The following is a 20,453-nucleotide window of genomic DNA, read 5'->3' on the forward strand; positions in this document are numbered from 1 at the left end:
GTGCTCTACCAACTGAGCTAGGGTCGCACCGAACGCGGAACCTTAGACGGAATCGGCCCTTTTCGACAAGGCCCGGCGCCGACAAGAAAGAAGCCCCGCTCGAGCGGGGCTTCTCTTCCATCCAAAGCTCTCAGCGCCGCCGCACACCCGCGACCGCCCGCGCTGCCCCTGCCGGCGCCACGACAGTCTGCAGCTGGATGTCGCCAAGCTCCGTCACCTGACCTGCGGCGACCGACACGCCGGTGATGGTGGTGTCCCGGTAGGTCGTGTCGGCATCGATCTTCACGTCATACGAGCCCGCCAGCAGCGGGTCGAGCGTGAAGGCTCCGGTGGCGTCGTTGGTGGTGCTGCGAGCCGTCGTGGTGCCCTGCATGGCGCTGATCGTTGCGGTCGCGCCCGCGGGCAGCGTCCGGCCGGTGATGCTTCCGGTGGTGTCTGCCGGCGGCGGATTCACCACGTCGCCCACGGTGAGGGTCACCACCGGCCGCATCATGTACTTGCCGTTGCCGGTGCGGTGGATCGACTTCGCGGCATCGAAATCCAGGATCAGCTCGTGGTTCTCTCCTTCGACGATGTCGAAATCACCCTTGAGCTTGAGACCGCTGGACATTCCGCTCGGCACGGTCAGTGAATGGGTCTCGCCGTCGACAACCACGTTCGAGCCGGGACCGAGGAGCAGCCTCACTTGATCGTAGTGCCCCGGCGGGACGTCGCCGAGCGCCAGCGTCGTCATCACTCCGTTCTGCAGCAGGAGGAGGTCGAACATGCCGCCTTCCATGTCCAGATCCTCCCAGCCGTCATCGTCTCCTTCCCGACGCAGCGAGACTCCCGTGATGGCCACGTTCACGGCGTCGTAGTCGCCCGGCGCGTCGGTGAGATGAACGGTGACGTGGCCCGTTCCGGCGCCGTTCAAGCGACCCGAGCCATTGCGGTCCGATGAACAGCCCATCCAGACCAGGCATGATGCGGCGGCCAGGGCCGCGAAGACTCTGTTTTTCACGGAGCACTCCCTTCGATGGTGGACGCAAGTTGCGGTCGGGGGCTGGCGCCCCCTCGAACGAGAGGCACTGCCATCATAGGGGGCATCGACGGGTCGCGGCAACGCTGCGAGCCCGAGTCGTGCGTTGCTTCGGAGCTAACGCCTTCGCTTCGAGTGGCTTTGGCAAAGGGTGAGACTCGTGGCCTCAAGCCTCCCCGCACCCGGTGCCGATAACGTGGCGGAACCATCCGTCGCCGGGAGGACTTCATGCCCGCCAAGATCATCGTCAACGGTGTGAGCTACGAAAGCGTCGAAGCGATGCCGCTCGACGTCAGGCGGCTCTACGAGGAGACGCTGGCCCGCCTCCCCGGCTTGATGGGCCAGGGCGATGAGGGCACGACCCGCATCATCCAGCGTGGGGGCTTGTCGATCGGTCATACGGCGACCGTTCACAGCACGTTCATGGTGAACGGAAGGACGTATCAGGGGCTCGAATCCATGCCTCCCGACGTGCGCCAGGCTTACGAGCAGGCGATGCGCGCGGCAGAGGCCGGCGCGCCCGGCGTGAGTCAGAACGAGATCAAGATGTCGTTCCAGATCACGGGGCCCGGCGGCATCCGCAAGACATTCGGCGCACCCGGTCTGTTGCCAGAGAGCTCGATGATCGAGCTGGAGGACTCCCCCGCCCCGATGAAGTCCGTGGCGATCGAGCCCAGCTCGACCGAAAGCGGCATCCGCACCGCCATGCTCATCGGCGGCTGCATCATTCTCGGGCTCGTGCTTCTCGCCTGGTTCCGCTAACGCGAGAAGATCAGGATGCCGGCGTGTGATGCCGGCGATCGCCGCGCACGACACGGCGCTCGGCTCCGGGACGGCGACGCTCTTCGTTGAGCCGGATCGGCAAGGTCAGCGTGAAGATCAGGTTCCATTCCGCCTCGCTCCTCACCCGCACCTCGCCCCCGTGTTGCCACACCACCTGCCGCGCCATGGCGAGCCCCGTATCCGCGCCCTCCAGGCCGCTGAACGGAACGAATAGATCCGCCATCAGCTCGCCTGGCCGGGCGACCCCGTCGGTCGCGATCTCGACCAGCACGAACTGCTGAACCCGCCGCGTCTCGACGCGCACTCGCCCTCCGGGATGCACGCGGTCCAGGGCGTGAGCGAGCACGTTGTCGACCACGCGTCCCATGCGCTTGCCATCCAGGAGCAGGGGGGGCAGGTCGGGTGAGAGCTTCTTGAGCAGGCGAATGCGGCGCCGCACCAGCTGCTCGCCGATCTCCTGCAGCGAGTCCTGGACCAGGCGATTGACGCTCTCCATCCTCAGAATGGGTCCGTCCACGATCTCGACCTCGACCGGCTCGCCGAGCGCGCGTTCCAGCCGGTCGCTCTCCCGAATCACCACTTCGAGGTACTCGCGGTTGGGATCCTCCTCGGCCAGGCTGCGATGCACGCGGCGCGCGAAGGCGCCGATCGAGGCCAGAGGATTGCGTGCCTGCCGCGCGGCACGGGTCGACGTCTCGCCGGCGGCAGCGAGGCGCTCGCTGCGCATGAGCTGGCGGAGCAGGTCGCGCCGCGCCTGCTCCAGCCGCCTTCGCGCATCGTCAGAGCGCGCCTGCTCGAACGCCAACGCGCACTGCTCCGCAAGACCCGCCAGCGCCTCGACGTCCTCGCGATCGAATCCCATGCCTTCGTGCGGATGCTGGGCCAGGCGGTCATAGACCGCGAGCGCGCCGAGCGGCCGCCCGTAGGCCACGAGCGGCACGGCAACCACCGTCGACACCTGAGCGGCGACCTCGGGCTCCAGCATGTCGGCTTCGACCGCGCGCTCGATCACCCATGGCCGTCCGGCCGCGACACATCGCACCGCCAGCGCCGAAAGCCCCCGTCCCATCCGGTCGCGCACGCCGGCGGGTCCGTAGCTGCTCGAGACCTCGAGGCGATCGCCTTGCCCCATGCGCCACAGCACCGCACCGCGCGCATCGGTGGCCTCGGCGGCCAGCCGCACCAGCCGATTGCCCAGCTCCGCCAGGTTGAGCGACGAAACGGCCGCATGCGCGAAGCTCGTGAGCGCGCGCGTGTGCTCGGCGCGACGCCGCGAGCGGGCGGATTGCAGGTGCACGTCGAGCGCGGCATTGGCCACCGCCCGAAAGCTCTCGAGCGCCGCCAGGCCCGTCTCGTCCGGAGGCGAAGACCATTCACCAATCACGATCCCGTAGGGCCGCTCCGGACCGGCGAGCACGACCACGCCGATCGCAGCACTCTCGCCCCACGGTCCTTGAGTGTGGCTGCCGTGGTCGGTGCGGCGTGTGTTCCAGGCCCGGGCGAGGGGGCCGGCGAGGTCCTCGGGCGACAATCTCAGCGCGCGAAGCTGCTTGGTGGCGAGCGGGTCGGTGCCTTCACTCGCCTGCTGCCGGGCCTTGGCAATGGCTTCGTCGAAGCTCCGGTCCGTGTCGGCCACCCAGGACAGCCTTCCGTCGAGCACACCGCGATCGGTGTTCCACACCAGCAGGTGCGCGCGCGCGAATCCGGGACCTTCGGCGTGCGTGGCCGCCGCCATCAGCATGCGCTCGAGGCCGTTGCGCTCGAGGCTCGGGTCGAACAGCTTCGCCATCCCTGAGAACGCCCCGGTGAGCTCCGGAGGACGTCGGCCCGATGGGCGCGGCATCTGCGGTGAGGACATTCAGGTCTCCATGGCGAAAGGGTTCGTCCCGAAACGGCAAGCCACATGCCATCGGGCACATAGCCCCTCGCTCCGTCGCGGCGCAGTCACTGGGCGGGCATAAGTGGCGTTTCGCCTTGACGCTAGGGCCTTTGGGCTCCTAACGTCCGCGTCCCCGCTGCCCCATGGACCCCCGCGGCCCGCACGCTCCGTCTGGTTCCAGTGGGTGGAAACGAGGAGCCCGTCGTGGAAAAGCCCCAAAACGCGATCGAGATCGAGCTCGGCGAGCGCGAAGCCGAAGGCATCTATTCCAACCTGGTGTTCATCGCGCATTCCGCCTCGGAGGTGATCCTGGACTTTGCCCGCGCGCTGCCGGGACTCCCCAAGGCCAAGGTCTACGCGCGCGTGATCCTGACGCCTCAGCACGCCAAGTCCCTGCTCATGGCGCTGGAGCAGAACCTCAAGAACTATGAGAATCAGTTCGGAGTCATCAAGGTCCCCGGCGGCGAAACCAAGAAAGAACTGGGCTTCAACTCCTGAGTCTCATGGGCCAACCCTCGTTCACGCTCGTCCTTCATAGCCATCTGCCGTGGGTATTGCATCACGGACGCTGGCCGCACGGCGTCGACTGGCTCAACGAGGCCGCGGCGGAGACCTATCTCCCGCTGTGGCGCTTGCTCGAGAAGCGCGCGCGCTCGGGCCAACCGCTGGGCGTGGCTCTGGGACTCACGCCGGTCTTGTGCGAGCAGCTCGCCCATCCCGACTTCACCAAGGAGTTCGCCACCTACCTCGAGACCAAGCTCGAGGCCGCCCGCGAGGACCGCGCCGCGCTCTCCCGCACCGGAGAGAGCGAGATGGCGGCGCTGGCGGAGCGGTGGGAGACCTTCTACCGCGCCTCACTCGAGGACTTCCTGGGACCGCACGGCTCCAATCTGGTGGCGCGATTCCGGCGGCTCGAGGAGCGCGGCGCCATCGAGATCATCACCTGCGGGGCGACGCACGGCTACCTGCCGCTGCTTTCCAGCGACGCGGCAGCCGAGGAGCAGCTGCGGGTCGCCGTGGCCACGCACCGCCGTCACTTCGGACGCGCGCCGCGTGGGGTGTGGCTGCCCGAGTGCGCCTACCGTCCCGCGGGGCCATGGCCGTCCCCGGTCATGGAGCGCGCCGGCTCGTTGCCGCGCGCACGGCGCGAGCGCGCGGGGATCGAGTCCCTGCTGGCCCGCCACGGTCTCGAATACTTCTTCGTGGACACGCATCTGGTGAGCGGCGGCAAGCCGCTCGGGGTCTACGCCGACCGCTTCGAAGCGCTCCGCCATCTGGCGCGCGAGACCGACGCGAGCACGGCGCCGGCGATCGCCCGCCGCCCCTACGTCCCCTACCGGGTTGGCGACGAAGCGAGGGTGTGCTGCTTCGGTCGCGATCCCGAGACCGCGCTCCAGGTATGGAGCGGCGAGCACGGCTATCCCGGTGATGGGGTCTACCTCGACTTCCACAAGAAGCGCTTCCCGGGCGGCCACCGCTACTGGCGGGTCACGCACCCCAAGGCCGACCTCGCCGAGAAACAGGTTTATCAACCCGGGGCCGCCGAGGCGCGGGCGCCGGAGCATGCGCGCCATTTCGTCGAGCTGCTGGTCCGCACGCTGTCTCAGGACGCCACGCGGGGAGCTCAGCCGATCGCGTGCGCGATGTTCGACACCGAGCTGTTCGGCCACTGGTGGTTCGAGGGTCCGCAGTTCCTCGGCGCGGTCATCGACGCCGCAGCGCAAGCCGGCGTCCAGCCGCAGCTGCCGAGCGCGTACCTCCGCGATCATCCCGCGGACCACGTCATCTCGCTGTCGGAAGGATCATGGGGCGAAGGCGGCGGCCACCAGGTCTGGCTCAACGCCGACACACGCTGGACCTGGGACCACGTGCACCGGTCCGAGGAGCGTTACGAGCGCCTGGTGCGCGACGCGGTCGGGCGGCCCGCGGATCCGCTGCTCGATCGCCTCCTGGCTCAAGCGGGACGGGAGCTGCTGCTGCTCGAAGCCTCGGACTGGCAGTTCCTGATCACCACCGTCGCGGCGCGTGATTACGCCGAGCAGCGGCTCAGCGCGCACGCCACGGACTTCGACCGGCTGGCGGTTCTCGCCGAGCGCCGCATCCAGATGGGCTCCCTCAATCAGGGCGACGAGAACTTCCTGTCGGACTGCGAGCGCCGCGACAGTGTGTTCGCGGAGTACGACTGGCGCGGACATCCCGCCGCCGGCTCTCCGCACGCCGTGCCTGCGAGCGGATGACCGCTTCCCTTCCGAGGTCGACTCCACCCACACCGCCCGTCGCACGCCGCGTGCCTCACGTCACCACGCTCCATGGCGAGCGGCGCGAGGACGACTACTTCTGGCTCCGTGAGAAGAGCGACCCCGAGGTCATCGCCTACCTCGAAGCCGAGAACGCCTACGCCGAGGCCGCGATGTCCGGCACCGCGGCGCTCCAGGAGCGGCTCTACCAGGAGATGCTGAGCCGCATCCAGCAGACCGACCTCAGCGTTCCCTACCTGGAAGGCGGCTACTTCTATTACTCGCGGACCGAGGAAGGCCAGCAGTACCCGATTCAATGCCGCAAGCGGGGATCGATCGAGGCCCCCGAGCAGGTGGTGCTGGACCTCAACCAACTCGCGAGGGGCGAAGCGTTCATGGCGCTCGGCGCCTTCGAGGTCAGCGACGACGGCGCCTTGCTCGCGTACAGCACCGACCGCACGGGGTTCCGCGTCTACGACCTCCACGTTCGCGACCTCCATCGCGGCGCGGACCTCGCGGACACGGTGCACGACGTCGGCTCGGTGGCCTGGGCGGCGGATGGCCGGACGCTCTTCTATACCGTGAAGGACGCGGCCAAACGCGACCATCGCCTATACCGCCGGCGGCTTGGCGAATCCCAATCCGAGCTGGTCTATGAAGAGCCGGACGAACGCTTCGTCATCCACGTCGACCGCTCGAGGAGCGGTGCCTGGCTCTTCCTTTCCTCCGACAGCCACACCACCAGCGAGGTTCGCGTCCTCCGCGCGGACGATCCCGCGGGTGCGTGGCGCGTGATCTCCGAGAGGCGGCAGGATCACGAATACGGGGTGGACCACCGTGGAGACTCCTTCTACATCCTCACCAACGACCACGGGCGAAACTTCCGGCTGGTGGTCGCGCCGGTCGACGACCCGAGCCGCTGGACCGAGATGATTCCGCCCCGTGACGACGTGATGCTCGAGGGCCTCGCGTGCTTCCAGGACCACCTCGTCGTCAGCGAGCGCGAAGACGGACTGGTGCGTCTGCGGATTCATGACTTCCGCAGCCAGACCTCCCACCGCATCGAGTTCCCGGAGCCGGTCTATGCCGCGGGCTTCGGTGACAACCGGACCTTCGCCACAACCAAGGTCCGCTACGTGTACCAATCCTTCATCACGCCGCCGTCCACCTTCGACTATGACGTCGACGCTCGAACCTCGGCGCTGCTCAAGCGCCAGCCCGTGCTCGGCGGATACGAGCCCGCCCTCTACGAGAGCCGGCGCGAGCACGCTCTGGCCGCCGACGGGACGCGCGTGCCGATCTCGATCGTCTGGCGCCGCGACACGGCCCGCCCCGCACCGCTCCTGCTCTACGCGTACGGCGCATACGGCATGTCGATGCCGGCCTCGTTCAACTCCAATCGCTTCAGCCTGCTCGACCGCGGCGTCGTGTTCGCGATCGCGCACGTGCGGGGCGGCGGCGAGCTCGGCAAGGCGTGGCACGATCGAGGCCGCATGGCGCACAAGCAGAACACGTTCGACGACTTCATCGCCGCCGCCGAGCACCTGATCGCATCCGGCTGGACGGCCCCGGACCGCCTGGCGATCCACGGCGGCAGCGCGGGCGGCCTCACCATGGCCGCGGTCATCAACCGTCGTCCCGAGCTCTTCCACGCGGCCCTGCTGGCGGTGCCGTTCGTCGACGTGATCAACACCATGTGCGACGAATCGCTGCCGCTGACCGTCGGCGAGTACGAGGAGTGGGGCAACCCGTCCGAGCTCGAGCACTATCAGGTGATCCGGACCTACTGCCCCTACACCAACCTCGCGCCCCGCGACTACCCGCGCATGCTGGTCAAGGCCTCGCTCCACGACAGCCAGGTGATGGTGTGGGAGCCGGCCAAGTACGTGGCGCGGCTGCGCACCCTCAAACAGGACGGCAATCCTCTGCTGTTCAAGGTGAACCTGTCCGCTGGGCATGGCGGCGCATCGGGTCGCTACGACTTCCTGCGCGAGATCGCCTTCGACTATGCCTTCCTGCTCAGCCAGTGGGGGCTCCAGGAGCGCTGATCCGCGACGCCGGCTTCGACGGTTCGGCGATCGCGCGTGGCGCCTGGGCGAGCAGATCGGCCATCCGCTCCGGCGGACGCGCTGGCTTTCCTTCCGGACCGAGAAAGCAATGCTCCGTCTCGCCGGTGGCCAGAAGCTCCTCCCCCGACACGCGCACGATTCGATACCCGAAACGCACCGAAGCGCGGCGCACCTCCAGGACACCGGTCTCGATCCACAGCTCGTCGTCGTAGCGGGCCGGCTTGAAATAGCGGCAGCGCGCTTCGAGCACGGGGAGCTGGATGCCGGCCTCCTCGACGGCGCGATAGCTCCAGCCGAGCGCGCGCAGCATCTCCGCGCGCCCGATCTCGAACCACCGCAGATAGTGCGCGTAGTACGCGAAGCCCATCTGATCGGTATCGCCGTAGCGCACGCGAATCGCGTATCGATGCATCAGGTCTCCTGCGTGGGCGGAGCCGTCTTCCAGCGCTTGTGGAGCCAGAACCACCCCTCGGGATGCCGCCGCACTTCCGATTCGAGCAACGCGGTGTGACAGGCAGTCAATCTCTCCACCGCTCCCGGCGCGTTCCGGTCGGGAGTCTCGAGCGGTGGCATGAGATCGATGGTGTGCCGCCCATCGGCCTCGCGGCGCGCGAACCCCATGATGATCGGCGCACCGGTCCGCAACGCCAGCTCGGCCGGACCCTTGGGCGTGCTGCAGCGCCGGCCGAAGAACGGCACGAAGACGCCATGAGAGCGCGCGTCCTGATCGGCCACCATCGCCACCCACCGGTTGGCGCGCAGGGCTTCGAACACCCGGCGCAGTCCCGCGCCGAGCGGAATGGTGCCGACGCCGGCCTCGGCACGCCAGCCGGCCAGCATGGCATCCACGCCGGGATTGGAGAGCGGCTTCACCACGAAGTCCACGGGATGGATCCGCCCGAGCCAGGCGCCCAGGAGCTCGAAGTGACCGTAGTGGCCGGTGAGAAGCACGGCGCCGCGTCCGGCCTTTCTCGCCGCCTCGAGGTGCTCGACCCCGGTGGCGCGCGCGACGACTTCGTCATCGGCGGCGTGCACCAGTGTTCCAAGCCGCGGATATTCGGAGGCCACGCGGCCGAGCTCGCGATAGTGGGCGGCGAGCACTTCGGCCCGGCGCTCAGCCGTCTGGTCTGGAAAGGCGATCGTCAGGTTCTCTTCGGCGACTTTTCGTCGCAGGCCGAGACCGCGCATCAGATCACCCAGCCGGGCGCCGGTCTTCAGCACCTGCGGCCATGGACGGCGCGACAGATCGTTCGCGAGGCCGCGCGCCAGCCAGGTTTCGATCCGGTGCGCGGCTTTCATGGATCGATCCGCGCCCAGCGTTGTCCGGGCCGGCACTCGACCGCGCCCGACCACTGCAGGGCGAGCAGCGCGGCCAGGGCCTGAGACAATTCGATCCCCGCCTTTCGGATCAGCGATTCGATGGTCTCGGGCTCCTTGCCCAGGAGCTTCAGCAACCGGCTCTCGATGCTTTCATCCCCCGGCGAAGGAGCATGCCGCGCCGCTCCTGCGCCTCCCGATCGCAGACCCGCTTCGGTGCGGTCGCCAGGCGCCATGCCCTCGCGCGGGCGCGCGCCGTGAGCGCGTTGCCACGCTTCTGCGGCGCGCACCACATCCGCGGCGCACTCGCACAAACCTGCGCCTCGGCGCAGCAGCGCGTGACAGCCGCGCGAGGTCTCGCGATCGATGTCCCCGGGAACGGCCAGCACCGCGCGGCCGAGGCGCCGGGCCGCCGCCGCGGTGGATAGCGCGCCGCTCTTCTGCGCGGCCTCGATCACGACGGTGGCGCATGAGAGCCCGGCGATCAACCGGTTGCGCTCGATGAATGAGCTGGCATGGATCGGCTCGCCGTGAGCGATCTCGCTGAGCAGTCCACCTCTCGCGGCGATCGATTCCGCGAGGCCTCGGTGGTGTCTCGGCGCCACATCGTCCACGGGGCTCGGCAGCACCGCCCAGGTGCGGCCTCCGGCGTCCATCGCGCCGCGATGGGCCGCCGCGTCGATGCCGCGCGCCAGTCCGCTCACCACCGCGTAGCCGAGACGCGCCAGATCCGAAGCCAGCCGCTCGGCCATCGCGCGGCCGTAGGGAGAGGCTGCCCGTGAGCCGACGATCGCGACCGACTCGGCGGGAACCGGGGGAAGCGCCCCACGCGTGTAGAGCACCGGCGGCGAGTCGGCGAGGTCATGAAGACCCGCCGGGTACAGAGGATGGTCTGCGCCGAGCGCGCGGATCTCAGTCGCGGAGCGACTCGGCACGAGGCCCTTGGGGCCCGGGGCTTGTGACGGAACCCGGCGGCGCGGGACCGGTGAGCACTTCCCACTCCAGTCCCTCTTCATGGGCGCGCACCATGGGACTGTCGTCGGTGAGCGAATCGTCTTCGTGCGACATCAGGTCGTCATGCCCCATCAGGCGCTCGATGCGCTCCATGAGATGACGGTCCTCGAGACGGATCTCCAGGGCTCTGCGCTGACGAGCCTCGCTCGGGAGCAGGGCCAGACCGCGTGCCACACTGACCGCCCCCCCGGTGCGTGCGATCGCGATCAGCGCCTCGCGCGCCGCCTCGGCGACCGTGGCGTTGGCGTCGTCGGCCAGAGGCAGCAGCGACCGCACCGCCGGGCGATAGGCGGTGCGCCCCAGCACACGCGCCGCGCTGGTCCGCGAGAACCACAGCCCTTGCTCGAGAAGCGGCAGCAGCACCGGCGCGCCGCGTTCACCCAGACGGAGCAGCGCCTCCTCGGCCAGATCCCGCAGATACCAGGACTCGTCGCACAGGCATTCGGCCAGCAGGGAGAGCGCTTGAGCGTCGCCACGCTGCTCGAGGCCGCGCACGTATTCACGCTTGCCCGCCAGCCCGCGCGGGTTGAGCGCATCGAAGGGGCGGGTGGGTCCGTAACGGTCGTCGTTCATTCGCCCGCGGCCTCGAGCTTCGCTTCCTGGGCCACCATGCGCCAGCAGGTCTGGAGCAGGCGATCGATGCCATGGCCCGTGTGGGCGCTCACCACGTGCGCGTCCGGCAGTCCGGCCCGAGCCGCCACCGTCTCCGCCTCGCCGGGAGCGAGAAGATCGGCCTTGGTGAGCACGACGATGCGTGGCTTGTCCATCAACGCGCCGCGGTATTCACGAAGCTCGTGCTCGATGGTCATCAAATCCTCCGCGGCATTGGGCGAGGTGGCTTCGATGAGAAAGGCCAGCACGCGAGTCCGTTCGACATGTCTCAGGAACTCCAGACCGAGACCGCGACCTCGATGCGCTCCCTCGATCAGTCCGGGAAGGTCGGCGACCACGAAGCGGCGCTCGCCATCCAGATCCGCGATTCCGAGGTTGGGCTCGAGCGTCGTGAACGCGTAGGGGGCGATCCGCGGACGAGCGCGGGAGACGCGAGACAGCAGCGTCGACTTGCCGGCATTGGGAGGGCCAACCAGTCCGACGTCGGCGATGAGCTTCAGCTCGAGCTCGAGCCAGCGCTCTTCACCGGGTTCGCCGGGCTCTGCGTGTCGTGGCGCCTGCCTAGCCGGCGTCGCGAATCGGGCATTGCCGCGACCACCGCGCCCACCCCGCGCTGCCTGCCAACGGGTCCCGGGCTCTACCAAATCGGCGACGGAGTCGCCCGTCGCCACGTCCTTGATCATGGTTCCCGGCGGAACTTCGATGACCAGATCACCGCCGTCTCGACCGGTGCGGTTGTTGCCCGAGCCCGCACCGCCGTTGGGCGCACGGTAACGAGGGCGTTCCCGGCAGTCAAGCAATGTGCGCACGGAGGGGTCGACGACGAGCACCACGCTCCCCCCCCTTCCTCCGTCGCCGCCGTCAGGGCCGCCCTTCGGCACGTACTTCTCGCGCCGGAAGCTGATGCACCCGTCACCTCCCTTGCCGGCGATGACGTGAATGCGCGCATGATCGACGAGCATCTCAGTCCTCCGCCGCCGTCGCGGCGGACTTCGTCGCCGTCCCACCCGCGGTCTCGCGGCGCAGTGTGGCCAGCAAACCACCGCGACGCACCGCCGCCACCTCCTGTTCGTCGAGATCGTGATGCACGGTCACCTGGAGGCCGCGCGTCAGGTTCCGCACCACGAGCGGCTTCCCCTGCTCGAGGCCTTCCGGCAGGTCGGGGATCTCGAGCTCGTCACCGAGGCCGATCATCGCGGCGTCCTCGTCGCCCACGAATCGCAAGGCCAGCAGCCCGTGCTGGCAGAGCAGCCTTCGAAACTCCGGATCGAAGGTTCGCGCGAACATGCCGCGTACGCCGAGCGTGACCGCGACGAGTCCGATCTCCTCCCGCCGTGGCCCGCCGCCCAGCTCACGTCCGGCCACGATCCAGCCCTGGCCTTCCGCACGCGCCCGGGCCCCGAAGCCGGGATCCACCAGGGCGAACAGATGATCGGCCAGCCGCTCGACGTCGCCGGCGAGCGGCCGGACACGCGCCCCCCAGGGAAGGATGCGGTCGACGCCGACGTGATCGCCGAGCTTGAGCAGCACCGCGCCGCGCAGCGGACCGGTGATCGCCGAGGGCAAGGGCCAGGCGCCGTTCTCGCGCGCCCCATCGACCGAAACCGCCTCGGGGGGCGGCCGCTCGAGCAAGCGATCGTCGATGACATAGCTCTCGGATACCGGCTCATCGGCAACCGGCGCCGCTCGCTGGCGAGGATCGGTCAGGATGCCGGTCACGGCCGCGGCGGCGCACGCGACCGGTCCGGTCTCGTGCCATCCGAGGGCTCGAGCGCGCGGAGCGCCGCAAGCCAGCGCCACCCCCGGACCGGAGCGTGGCCGTGGCATGGCCAGAGGCACTTCGACGCGCGCGCCCGCGGCGCGCAGCGCGCCGAGCAGACCGGCTCGGGCCGCGCTTTCGCGCAGCTGCCGGTGCCCGAGCGTGATCACGCAATCCAGTCCTGCGGCGAATCGTTCGCTCCGCAGCGTTCGAACGAAACGCTCGAGATCGGAGAGCGACGCTTCGGGTCCGATCCAGACTCCGCTCACCGGCGCTTCACCCAGGTCCCTCAGTCGCAGCACGCCGCGGCGCGGCACGGAGACCAGAGGCTCGACATTGGAGAAGTCCACATCCAGCCGCGACTCCGGATCCGCCGACGGCGGCGCAAAGGCCTTCCAGTCGGGCTCGCGGCCCTGCGCCTTGAGATAGGCGCGCGCGACGTCGTCCGACGCGAACAGCGCGCTCACGGCCCCGAGCCGTGGCGCGCGGGTGGCGACGGCGACGCGATCGGCGAAGCGCAGGGCGCCGCTCTCGATCACCTGGAACTCCAGCACGTGGCGATCCAGCCTCGTCGCGGCCAGACGTCGCTCGAGCTCCAGCGCCAGGTCGTCACCCGCCAGCCAGTCGGGCGGGCTTCCGAACAGGCGCACGATGAACGTCTCGGGCCATGGCAGATCGACGGGCGCGCCAGCCAGCGCCGCAGCGGCTTCGATCGGGCTCACTTGCAGGGCCAGCGCGCCGAGCGCGCCACACGAAGGCAGCCATCGCGACGTGCCCAGCACGAGTCGCGCGGGCATCGCGAGGCGGGCCAGGTACACCTGATGGGTCGGGCCGTTCCCGGCGCGAGACACCATGAATCCGCGCCGTCGCGCCATGCGCTCGAGGGCCGCCGGCTCGTCGGACACGGTGATGCGGTTGAATGGGTCCTCGTCGGCGCCGGCCAGCGCCAGCTCGGCGGTTTGGCGCTCGATGCCGAGCGTTTCGAAGGAGCGCAGCGCGAGGAGCCCGGCATGGCCTTCGATCACCACGTGCTTCGCCCCGAACGCGGTGCGCAGAGGGCGAGGACCGCGGGACCCTCGAGTGCCGCGCTCCGCGCGATGCGCCTCGAGCAGCTCGGACGTGAGCGAGGTCATCGGCTCTATTCCGGGCTCTTCGAGCCGGAGCCTTTCGAGCCGCCTTTCGACCCCGAGGCCTTCGACCCACGGTCTTTCGACCCGCCGCCTTTCGCCTCGCCGCCTTTCGCCTCGCCGCCCGAGCTGCTCTCGCCGCCGCTCTCTTTGGCGCCTCCGGACTTCTCCTGCTTCGCCCGCTCCTGATAGTTCCGGCTGCGATAGTCGGTGATGTAGAAACCCGAGCCCTTGAAGATGATGCCGGCGCCCGCCGAGATCATCCGGTCCGCGCGTCCCTTGCACTTCGGACAGCGCTTGGGCTTGTCGTCCTTCATGCTGTGGAAGAGCTCGAAGACGTGCCCGCACTTCCGGCAGCGATAGTCGTAGGTCGGCATGTGAAGCGAAGTCTCCTATTTCAATCCGGATCGCCGCTCAGCACGCACGCGATCGTCGAAACGCCCATCACGTCGGCCGCCTCGCAGCCCCGTGAGAGGTCGTTGGCTGGTCTCGCCAGGCCCTGGAGGATGGGGCCGTAGGCTTCGGCCCCGGCCAGGCGCTGGACCAACTTATACCCGATGTTGCCGGCATCGAGGTCGGGGAACACGACGACGTTCGCTCGGCCGGCCACCGCGCTGTCCTTTGCCTTGCGACGCGCCACCTCGGGATCCAGAGCCGCGTCGGCCTGCAGCTCGCCGTCGAACGAGAGATCGGGCCGCCGTTCACGCGCCAGCGCGAGCGCGGCCAGCACCTTGTCGACCCGCGGGTGGCTCGCGCTGCCACGGGTGGAGAAGGAGAGGAAGGCGACGCGCGGCGTCTCGCCGGTGAGGCGCTGGTGGTGGTCCGCGGTCAGGCACGCGATCTCGGCGAGCTGGGCCGGGCCGGGGTCCGGCTGCACGCCGCAGTCCGCGAATGAGAGCACGCGCTCGTCCATCCCTCTCGCGGCGGGAAGCACCATGAGGAAGAAGGACGACACGGCGCCCACGCCCGGGGCGACGCCGATCAGCCACAACGCGGCGCGCACCACGTCGGCCGAGGTGCGCACCGCTCCGGCCACCAGGCAATCGGCCGAACCGTCCCGTACTCGCGCCCCGGCCTGATAGAGCGGATCCACGGCCAGCCGCTCGAGCGTCTCCGCCGAGAGCTTCTCTCCTCGCGCTCTCTCGAGCGCCGCGCGAGTGCGCTCCACCTCGGAAGCGGCCGAGCTGTCCAACAGCGTCACCGCCGCGAGATCGGCCCGGGCGCGAGCCGCGGTCGCGCGAGACACCGCGGGATCGCCGAGCAACGTGACGTCGGCGAGGCGCTCGCGCGCCAGGGCCGCCGCCGCGGTGACGACGCGCTCGTCGTCGCCTTCGACCAGGGTCAACCGCCGCCGATGGCGTCGCGCCAGATCACGGATGCGCTCCAGCGCGCGGCTCATCGGCGCCGCGACGACTCCCCTCGTGCGGCCTTGGCCTGCGCGCGCAGCCGCTCGCGCAGCCGGCGCTCCACCAGAGGGGGCACGAGACCGGTGATGGTCCCGCCGTGGCGCGCGACTTCCTTCACCAGCGTCGAGTTGAGGTAGGTGTACTTCTGATCCGGCATCAGGAACGCGATCTCGAGGCGGCGCGACAGGCGCCGGTTCATCAGCGCCATCTGGAACTCGAACTCGAAGTCGCTCACCGCGCGCAGGCCGCGGATCATGACCTGGGCGCCGACGCGCTGCGCGCACGCGACCACCAGGTCATCGAAGTGCACCACGTCGAGTCCCTTCACCCCCTTGGTCGCGGCGCGGATCATCTCGACCCGCTCCTCCACCGTGAACAGAGTTCCCTTGCCGGGGTTCGCGGCGACCGCCACCACCACGCGATCGAAGAGCCGCGCGGCGCGCCGGGTGAGGTCCAGATGTCCGTTGGTGAACGGATCGAACGTCCCCGGAAACACCGCGGTGCGCATTCCGCTCATCGCTCCTCCTCGCCTTCGGGTCTCGACTGCGAATCGATGCGGTACGTGGACACCACGGTCTCGCCGTAGCGGCGCGAGCGAACTCGGATCAGCTCTCCCGCTCGCTCGGGCAGGTCGTCCTTGGCGTGATGCTCGATCACCACGCGCACATCGCCGCCCACCACGTCCTCCCCCAGCGCTCGCAGCAGGACGCGTGCTTCGTCCCCTCCATAGGGAGGATCGGCCAGCACCAGGTCCGCCGCGGCCAGCACATCCTTCATCGCGCGCAGCCCCTGTGGCAAGCGAAGCGGCCAGATCCGCGACCGCGATTCGACGCCGAGCGCTCTGAGGTTCCGCTCCAGGACCCGGCGCGCGGCCGGGTCGGCCTCGACGAAGTCGGCGCTCAGAGCACCCCTCGACAGCGCCTCGATGCCGAGCGCGCCGCTGCCGGCGAACAGGTCCAGCACCCTGAGCCCCGCGAGCGGCTCGAGCGCCATGAACAGCGCCTCACGCACTCGATCCGACGTCGGGCGCGTGGCGAGACCGCGCGGCGCGTCGAGCCGGCGTCCGCCGAATGCGCCCGCGATCACTCGCACGGCCGGCAGCCTGGATCCTGTGTCACGATCGTCACTTGGCGGCCCTGCTTCACCTGTCGCCTCAGGGCCACTCGAAGACGGAGTAGCCGGAGGGCGCGCGCAGCGTGAAGGCGGGCGAGCCCTTGGGCTTGCCGAAAGTCCAGGAGCCGAGCGTCAGCAGCCAGCGCTGATCGGCGATCCACAGCTGCAGACGCCGTGGAAGACCATCGGCGCCGAGCTCGACGTCGATGCTGTCGGCGGTGCCATCGCTCGGCTCGAGCGGAACCAGCCGGTAACGCCGCGAACCGCGAGCGGTCTCCCGATAGGTCGCAGCACCGCCATCCATGAACGCCCGCCACGTGCTGACCGCGGCCTGCGCCTGTTCGGGCCGCAGCTTCAGCAGCTGCTTCATCGAAGGCTGGATCCATTCTCCGCCGTCGGCCCGCATCGTGACCTTCTCGCCGCTGGTCTGAAAGTCGATGCGCATGCGATCGGGCGGCTCGAGCGACAGCCGCCCGCGATCGGCGCGCAGCGTCTCTCCCGCCGAGACCACGGTCTGGGCCAGCGTGGCCTCGCCACGTCCGGACGTCTGGAGCCGCTTGACGAGTGCCGAGACCGAAGGCAGCGGCGTGGCGGCGAACGCCGAGGTGTGAGCGAGAATCGCAAGCACGATGAGCTGGGCGGCCACGCTGGACCGGTTCATAGGAACCCCAGTCGGCCGAGCGCCGCGCGCAGCTCGCCAAGGGTCACCGCCCTGGTGCCGGGGGGCCAGCGGACCGCGAGCCGCCCGTCGTCCGCCCGTGAAGCGAAGCGGATCTGGGTGGCGCGGCACGTGACGCGCACGTCGTGCTCCTCGTCGACGAGCTCCACGTGCGACGGCCATGGCCTGCCGGTCGCATGATCCCAGCCCCGATAGCGGACGCGCAGCAACGAGCCATCCACCGTCGCGATCTGCGCCCAGGATGGAACTCCGTTCTCTTCGATCCCCAGCGACAGCGAATCGCCGGCCTCGCTCCAGCTCACGCGCATCATCGAGTCTCGCCAAACCGCGCGGGTCCAGGCATCGGCGGGCGGCTCCCATGTGGCGCTGAACGCTCGCACCATGCGGTCGGCGGGGGCTTCGAAGCCGAGCGACTCCGACGCCGCATCGAGCGACAGTCCTCGCTTCCACGCCGGAACGTACGCACGCAGCGAGTCGCCGCGCATACCCAGGTCCAGTGCCGTGCCGAAGGCGGCGTAGAGGCGCAGACGCATGCGGTCGGGAGCCGCGAGACGGAGCTCGGCCTGCGCCCCGGGAAGTCTCTCGCCGGAGCGCTCCACCCACAGCGACACGCTGGCGCTCATCGCCACCGCGCGCGCCTGACGCTCGGTCACCGAGTTTCGATAACGCGCGATCCGCTCCTCGAAGCCGCTCTCCGGAGGCCGGGCGAGCCGCGGAGCGCACCCCGCAGCCATCGCGACGAGAGCCATCGTCCACCCGACACGGAGGTGTCTCATAGCGTCTCCAGGGCATCGATCACCGCCTGGGCGACCTGATCAGGGGTTCGCCCGTCGGTGACGACACGGATCTCGGCCACGTCGCGATAGGCGGCCTCCCGGCCGCGCAGCAGGGACTCCAGCTGGACGGAATCCTGCGGCAACAGGGGGCGGACGCCGGGCGTTCCTCCCACGCGGCGCAAGGCCTCCTGAGGCGTCACCTCGAGCCACACCACGCGGCACGACCCCTTGAGCCGCTCGCGCGAGGCGGCCTCGATCAAAGCCCCGCCTCCGCAGGCGATCACCGTGGCGCCGTTGCCGATCACCCGCGCGAGCCGTTCGGCCTCCCTCCGGCGGAACGCCGCTTCGCCTTCGCGGCGGAACATCTCCGCCACGCTGCACCCCGCTTCGGCTTCGAGCACCTGATCGAGATCGACCGCCTTGCCGCCCAGCCGGCTCGCCAGGAGACCGGCCACCGTGGTCTTGCCGGCGCCCATCAGGCCTACCAGCGCGATCGCGCGCTTCTCGCTCATGCCGCGAGCCTAGCACAGCGTTCCCGCGCCAAATGCCAACGGGCCGCCATGTTCCGGCGGCCCGTCGTGACGAAACGGTGACTTACTTGCTGGCCAGCGTGGGCATCAGCCGCGGGGTGACGAAGATCAGCAGCTCGCGGTTCTGCCGCACCACGTTCTCCGAGCGGAACAGGAAGCCGATCAGCGGGAAGTCCTTCAGGATCGGCACGCCCTTGCGCACCTTGGAGTCGTTGGTGCGGATCAGGCCTCCGATCACCGCGGTCTGGCCGTCCTCGACCATCACGCGCGTGTCCGCTTCCGAGGTGTTGATGATGACGCCGCCCTGCACCGTGCTCTGCGTGGAGAGGTCGCTGACTTCGGGGTGCAGGTCGAGGATGATCTTCTTGTCGTCCGTCAGGTGAGGCGTGCACTTGAGCTGGATACCGATCGTCTGCAGCTGCGACACGGCGTTGCCGGCGATGTCCTGAACGATGAGAGGAATCTTCTGGCCGACCACGATCTTGGCCTCGCGGTTGTCCACCGTGACCACGCGCGGGTTCGAGATGATGTTGGCCTTGCGGTTCTGCTCCAGCAGTTGGAGCTGCGCCTCGACGGAGCCCCAGTCGCGGAAGATGCCGTAGGCAATCCGTGTCGCAGGATCCCCGATCGGCGTGTCGTGTTCGGCACCCACGAGCTGTCCGGGTCCGGGGTTGGGCACGTGTGCGGTGCCCGAAATCGGTCCATCGAAGTAGTTCGACGGCTGGCCGACGTTCCACTCGATGCCGACGGCGCGCAGCGCTTCGGCGTCGACGTCCACCAGCTTGGCCGTGATCTCGATCTGTGGCGTCGTGCTGTCGAGCTCGATCGCCATCCTCTCGATCGCGTCCAGCGTGCTGCCCAGATCGGTGATGATCAGCGAGTTGGTGCGCTTGTCGGTCTGGATCGCGCCGCGGCGTGACAACGACGCGGTCAGCGCCGTCGAGAGCTCGGTCGCGTTGGCGTAGTTGAGCCGGATCAGGCGGGTCTCGAGCGGCACCAGCTCCAGCTGCTTGGCGCGAGCGCTCTCCCGCTCGACCCCTTCGGCATGCAGCTTCGAGGCATCGTCCACGCGGATGATGCTGCCTTCCTCCACATAGTCGAGCCCGTTGCTGCGCAGGATGGTCCGCATCGCTTCCAGCCAGCCGACCTCGTGTAGGGACACCCGCACTTCACCCTTCACGGTCGGCGCCACCACGATGTTGCGGCCGCTGAATTCAGCAATCGCCCGCAAGACGGTGCGAACGTCCGCCCCTTCCACGTCGATCGAGAAGGCGCCCTGGCCGGTCCGAACCAGACCGACCTCTTTCATGGCGGACGGCTGTTGCGCGAGCGACGTTGTCGCCAGCGCAATCGTCAGGACGAGGCCCAGCAGGGCCTTAGCGCTTCGCATTCTTATCTCCCTTCCTGCTGATTGGAATCGTGACCGACTGGGACTGTCCGTCCACCGTGATGTTCACGATCATGGCGTCGCGTTTGAGGGCCTCGACGTAGCCGTTCATCACCCGATCGCCGCGGCGCAGGACGTAGCCGCCGCCGTTCGGGTCCTCGACCATGGCGAATTGATCGCTTCTCCCCCACACCACGCCCACGAGCTTGAGGCCGCCCAGATCGGGAGGCGCCTGCCCGCCCACGTCGGCGCCCACGTATTCGCCTTCCATGAGCGACTGGAAAGGATCGCGTCGGCCGAGCGCGTTGTACTGGTAGGTGACGTGATCCTCGAGCGCCGCGCTGACGGTCGCGCCGCCCTTCTGCGCCAGAGCGGACCCCGATTTGGTACCGGGGGTCGGCTTGCTGGCCACGCCGCCGGTCACGCCCGCACCGAGCGCCGCGCCTGCCTTGCCCGTCGTGCCGGACTTGATCGGCGTCACGCTCGGCCCGGTCACGGTCGTGCCGCCGCTCTTCGCCAGCGTCGACCCGACCTTGGAGGATGCGCTGGGCGTGACCCGCGTCACGGACGGGGTGTTGGACACCGCCACCGCCTTGGCGCCTGGAGCCGCGGGGATCCTGGCGATGCCGCTTGGAACCGCGGCCGGAGACCTGGCTCCGGGTGGGGTCTTGGCGTTGCCCGCACCCGGCGGTGGCGCCACGCGGGCGATGCCTGCGGGCACGGGCTGACCGGTCTTCTTCACGGGAG

21 protein-coding genes are annotated in these 20,453 nt (G+C 69.3%); 4 read left to right on the forward strand and 17 right to left on the reverse strand.

The genetic code is table 11. From position 1 onward, the window contains the following. Positions 1–130 precede the first annotated feature (130 nt). Complete coding sequence (locus VFQ05_18135; protein HET9328689.1) at positions 131–1,000, reverse strand: DUF4382 domain-containing protein; 870 nt, start codon at positions 998–1,000, stop codon at positions 131–133. Positions 1,001–1,246: 246 nt separating this feature from the next. Between VFQ05_18135 and VFQ05_18140 the strand changes: the two genes are divergently transcribed. Continuing rightward, entirely contained in the window at positions 1,247–1,780 is a 534-nt protein-coding gene (locus tag VFQ05_18140) for a hypothetical protein (protein HET9328690.1), read from the forward strand. A gap of 10 nt (positions 1,781–1,790) precedes the next feature. On the opposite strand, the gene VFQ05_18145 is transcribed toward VFQ05_18140, so the two are convergent. After that, positions 1,791–3,659: an ATP-binding protein gene (locus VFQ05_18145; GenBank protein HET9328691.1), complete on the reverse strand. Its 1,869-nt coding sequence runs from the start codon at positions 3,657–3,659 to the stop codon at positions 1,791–1,793. A 225-nt stretch (positions 3,660–3,884) separates the two neighbouring features. Between VFQ05_18145 and VFQ05_18150 the strand changes: the two genes are divergently transcribed. From VFQ05_18150 to VFQ05_18160, 3 genes are read left to right on the forward strand one after another with little or no spacing between them, the layout of a single operon-like run. Then, positions 3,885–4,178, forward strand: coding sequence for a DUF3467 domain-containing protein (locus tag VFQ05_18150; protein HET9328692.1), 294 nt, complete (start codon positions 3,885–3,887; stop codon positions 4,176–4,178). 5 nt (positions 4,179–4,183) lie between these two features. After that, positions 4,184–5,917, forward strand: coding sequence for a 1,4-alpha-glucan branching protein domain-containing protein (locus VFQ05_18155; protein HET9328693.1), 1,734 nt, complete (start codon positions 4,184–4,186; stop codon positions 5,915–5,917). Next, positions 5,914–7,965 carry a S9 family peptidase gene (locus VFQ05_18160; protein ID HET9328694.1) on the forward strand — a complete coding sequence of 684 codons (2,052 nt, stop codon included), beginning with the start codon at positions 5,914–5,916 and terminating at the stop codon, positions 7,963–7,965. The genes VFQ05_18155 and VFQ05_18160 overlap by 4 nt, the downstream gene beginning before the upstream one ends. Here the strand turns inward: VFQ05_18160 and VFQ05_18165 are convergent. The 15 genes from VFQ05_18165 to VFQ05_18235 all read right to left on the reverse strand — a co-directional run bounded on the left by VFQ05_18165 (position 7,937) and on the right by VFQ05_18235 (position 20,427). Further along, positions 7,937–8,398 (reverse strand): thioesterase family protein, encoded by a 462-nt coding sequence (locus tag VFQ05_18165; protein HET9328695.1) that lies wholly within the window; start codon positions 8,396–8,398, stop codon positions 7,937–7,939. The two genes, VFQ05_18160 and VFQ05_18165, sit on opposite strands and share 29 nt — an antisense overlap. Beyond that, positions 8,398–9,285 carry a lysophospholipid acyltransferase family protein gene (locus tag VFQ05_18170; GenBank protein HET9328696.1) on the reverse strand — a complete coding sequence of 296 codons (888 nt, stop codon included), beginning with the start codon at positions 9,283–9,285 and terminating at the stop codon, positions 8,398–8,400. The genes VFQ05_18165 and VFQ05_18170 overlap by 1 nt, the downstream gene beginning before the upstream one ends. Further along, the gene (dprA, locus tag VFQ05_18175; GenBank protein ID HET9328697.1) at positions 9,282–10,238 is read right to left on the reverse strand and encodes a DNA-processing protein DprA; all 957 of its coding nucleotides are present in this window, start codon (positions 10,236–10,238) and stop codon (positions 9,282–9,284) included. The genes VFQ05_18170 and dprA overlap by 4 nt, the downstream gene beginning before the upstream one ends. Beyond that, on the reverse strand, positions 10,216–10,890 hold the full coding sequence (locus VFQ05_18180; protein ID HET9328698.1) for a hypothetical protein: 675 nt from the start codon (positions 10,888–10,890) through the stop codon (positions 10,216–10,218). Before VFQ05_18180 ends, dprA begins: the two co-directional genes overlap by 23 nt. Continuing rightward, complete coding sequence (gene obgE, locus VFQ05_18185) at positions 10,887–11,891, reverse strand: GTPase ObgE (GenBank protein HET9328699.1); 1,005 nt, start codon at positions 11,889–11,891, stop codon at positions 10,887–10,889. The genes VFQ05_18180 and obgE overlap by 4 nt, the downstream gene beginning before the upstream one ends. 1 nt (position 11,892) lies before the next feature. Next, positions 11,893–13,821, reverse strand: coding sequence for an aconitase family protein (locus VFQ05_18190; GenBank protein HET9328700.1), 1,929 nt, complete (start codon positions 13,819–13,821; stop codon positions 11,893–11,895). A 5-nt stretch (positions 13,822–13,826) separates the two neighbouring features. After that, positions 13,827–14,192 (reverse strand): FmdB family zinc ribbon protein, encoded by a 366-nt coding sequence (locus VFQ05_18195; protein HET9328701.1) that lies wholly within the window; start codon positions 14,190–14,192, stop codon positions 13,827–13,829. Between the two features lie 20 nt (positions 14,193–14,212). Next, a complete protein-coding gene (locus VFQ05_18200) occupies positions 14,213–15,214 on the reverse strand; it encodes a phosphate acyltransferase (protein ID HET9328702.1) in 1,002 nt (333 codons plus the stop codon). Continuing rightward, the gene (coaD, locus tag VFQ05_18205) at positions 15,211–15,738 is read right to left on the reverse strand and encodes a pantetheine-phosphate adenylyltransferase (GenBank protein HET9328703.1); all 528 of its coding nucleotides are present in this window, start codon (positions 15,736–15,738) and stop codon (positions 15,211–15,213) included. Before coaD ends, VFQ05_18200 begins: the two co-directional genes overlap by 4 nt. Next, entirely contained in the window at positions 15,735–16,313 is a 579-nt protein-coding gene (gene rsmD, locus VFQ05_18210) for a 16S rRNA (guanine(966)-N(2))-methyltransferase RsmD (protein HET9328704.1), read from the reverse strand. Before rsmD ends, coaD begins: the two co-directional genes overlap by 4 nt. Before the next feature lie 61 nt (positions 16,314–16,374). Beyond that, on the reverse strand, positions 16,375–16,995 hold the full coding sequence (locus VFQ05_18215) for a hypothetical protein (protein ID HET9328705.1): 621 nt from the start codon (positions 16,993–16,995) through the stop codon (positions 16,375–16,377). Then, the gene (locus VFQ05_18220) at positions 16,992–17,789 is read right to left on the reverse strand and encodes a hypothetical protein (protein ID HET9328706.1); all 798 of its coding nucleotides are present in this window, start codon (positions 17,787–17,789) and stop codon (positions 16,992–16,994) included. Before VFQ05_18220 ends, VFQ05_18215 begins: the two co-directional genes overlap by 4 nt. Then, on the reverse strand, positions 17,786–18,301 hold the full coding sequence (locus tag VFQ05_18225) for a shikimate kinase (GenBank protein ID HET9328707.1): 516 nt from the start codon (positions 18,299–18,301) through the stop codon (positions 17,786–17,788). The genes VFQ05_18220 and VFQ05_18225 overlap by 4 nt, the downstream gene beginning before the upstream one ends. An 82-nt stretch (positions 18,302–18,383) precedes the next feature. Beyond that, positions 18,384–19,709 (reverse strand): type IV pilus secretin PilQ, encoded by a 1,326-nt coding sequence (gene pilQ / locus VFQ05_18230; protein HET9328708.1) that lies wholly within the window; start codon positions 19,707–19,709, stop codon positions 18,384–18,386. Then, positions 19,696–20,427 carry a hypothetical protein gene (locus VFQ05_18235; protein ID HET9328709.1) on the reverse strand — a complete coding sequence of 244 codons (732 nt, stop codon included), beginning with the start codon at positions 20,425–20,427 and terminating at the stop codon, positions 19,696–19,698. Before VFQ05_18235 ends, pilQ begins: the two co-directional genes overlap by 14 nt. Positions 20,428–20,453 lie beyond the last annotated feature (26 nt).

It is taken from the genome of Candidatus Eisenbacteria bacterium (assembly GCA_035712145.1).
Lineage (GTDB): Bacteria > Eisenbacteria > RBG-16-71-46 > RBG-16-71-46 > RBG-16-71-46 > DASTBI01.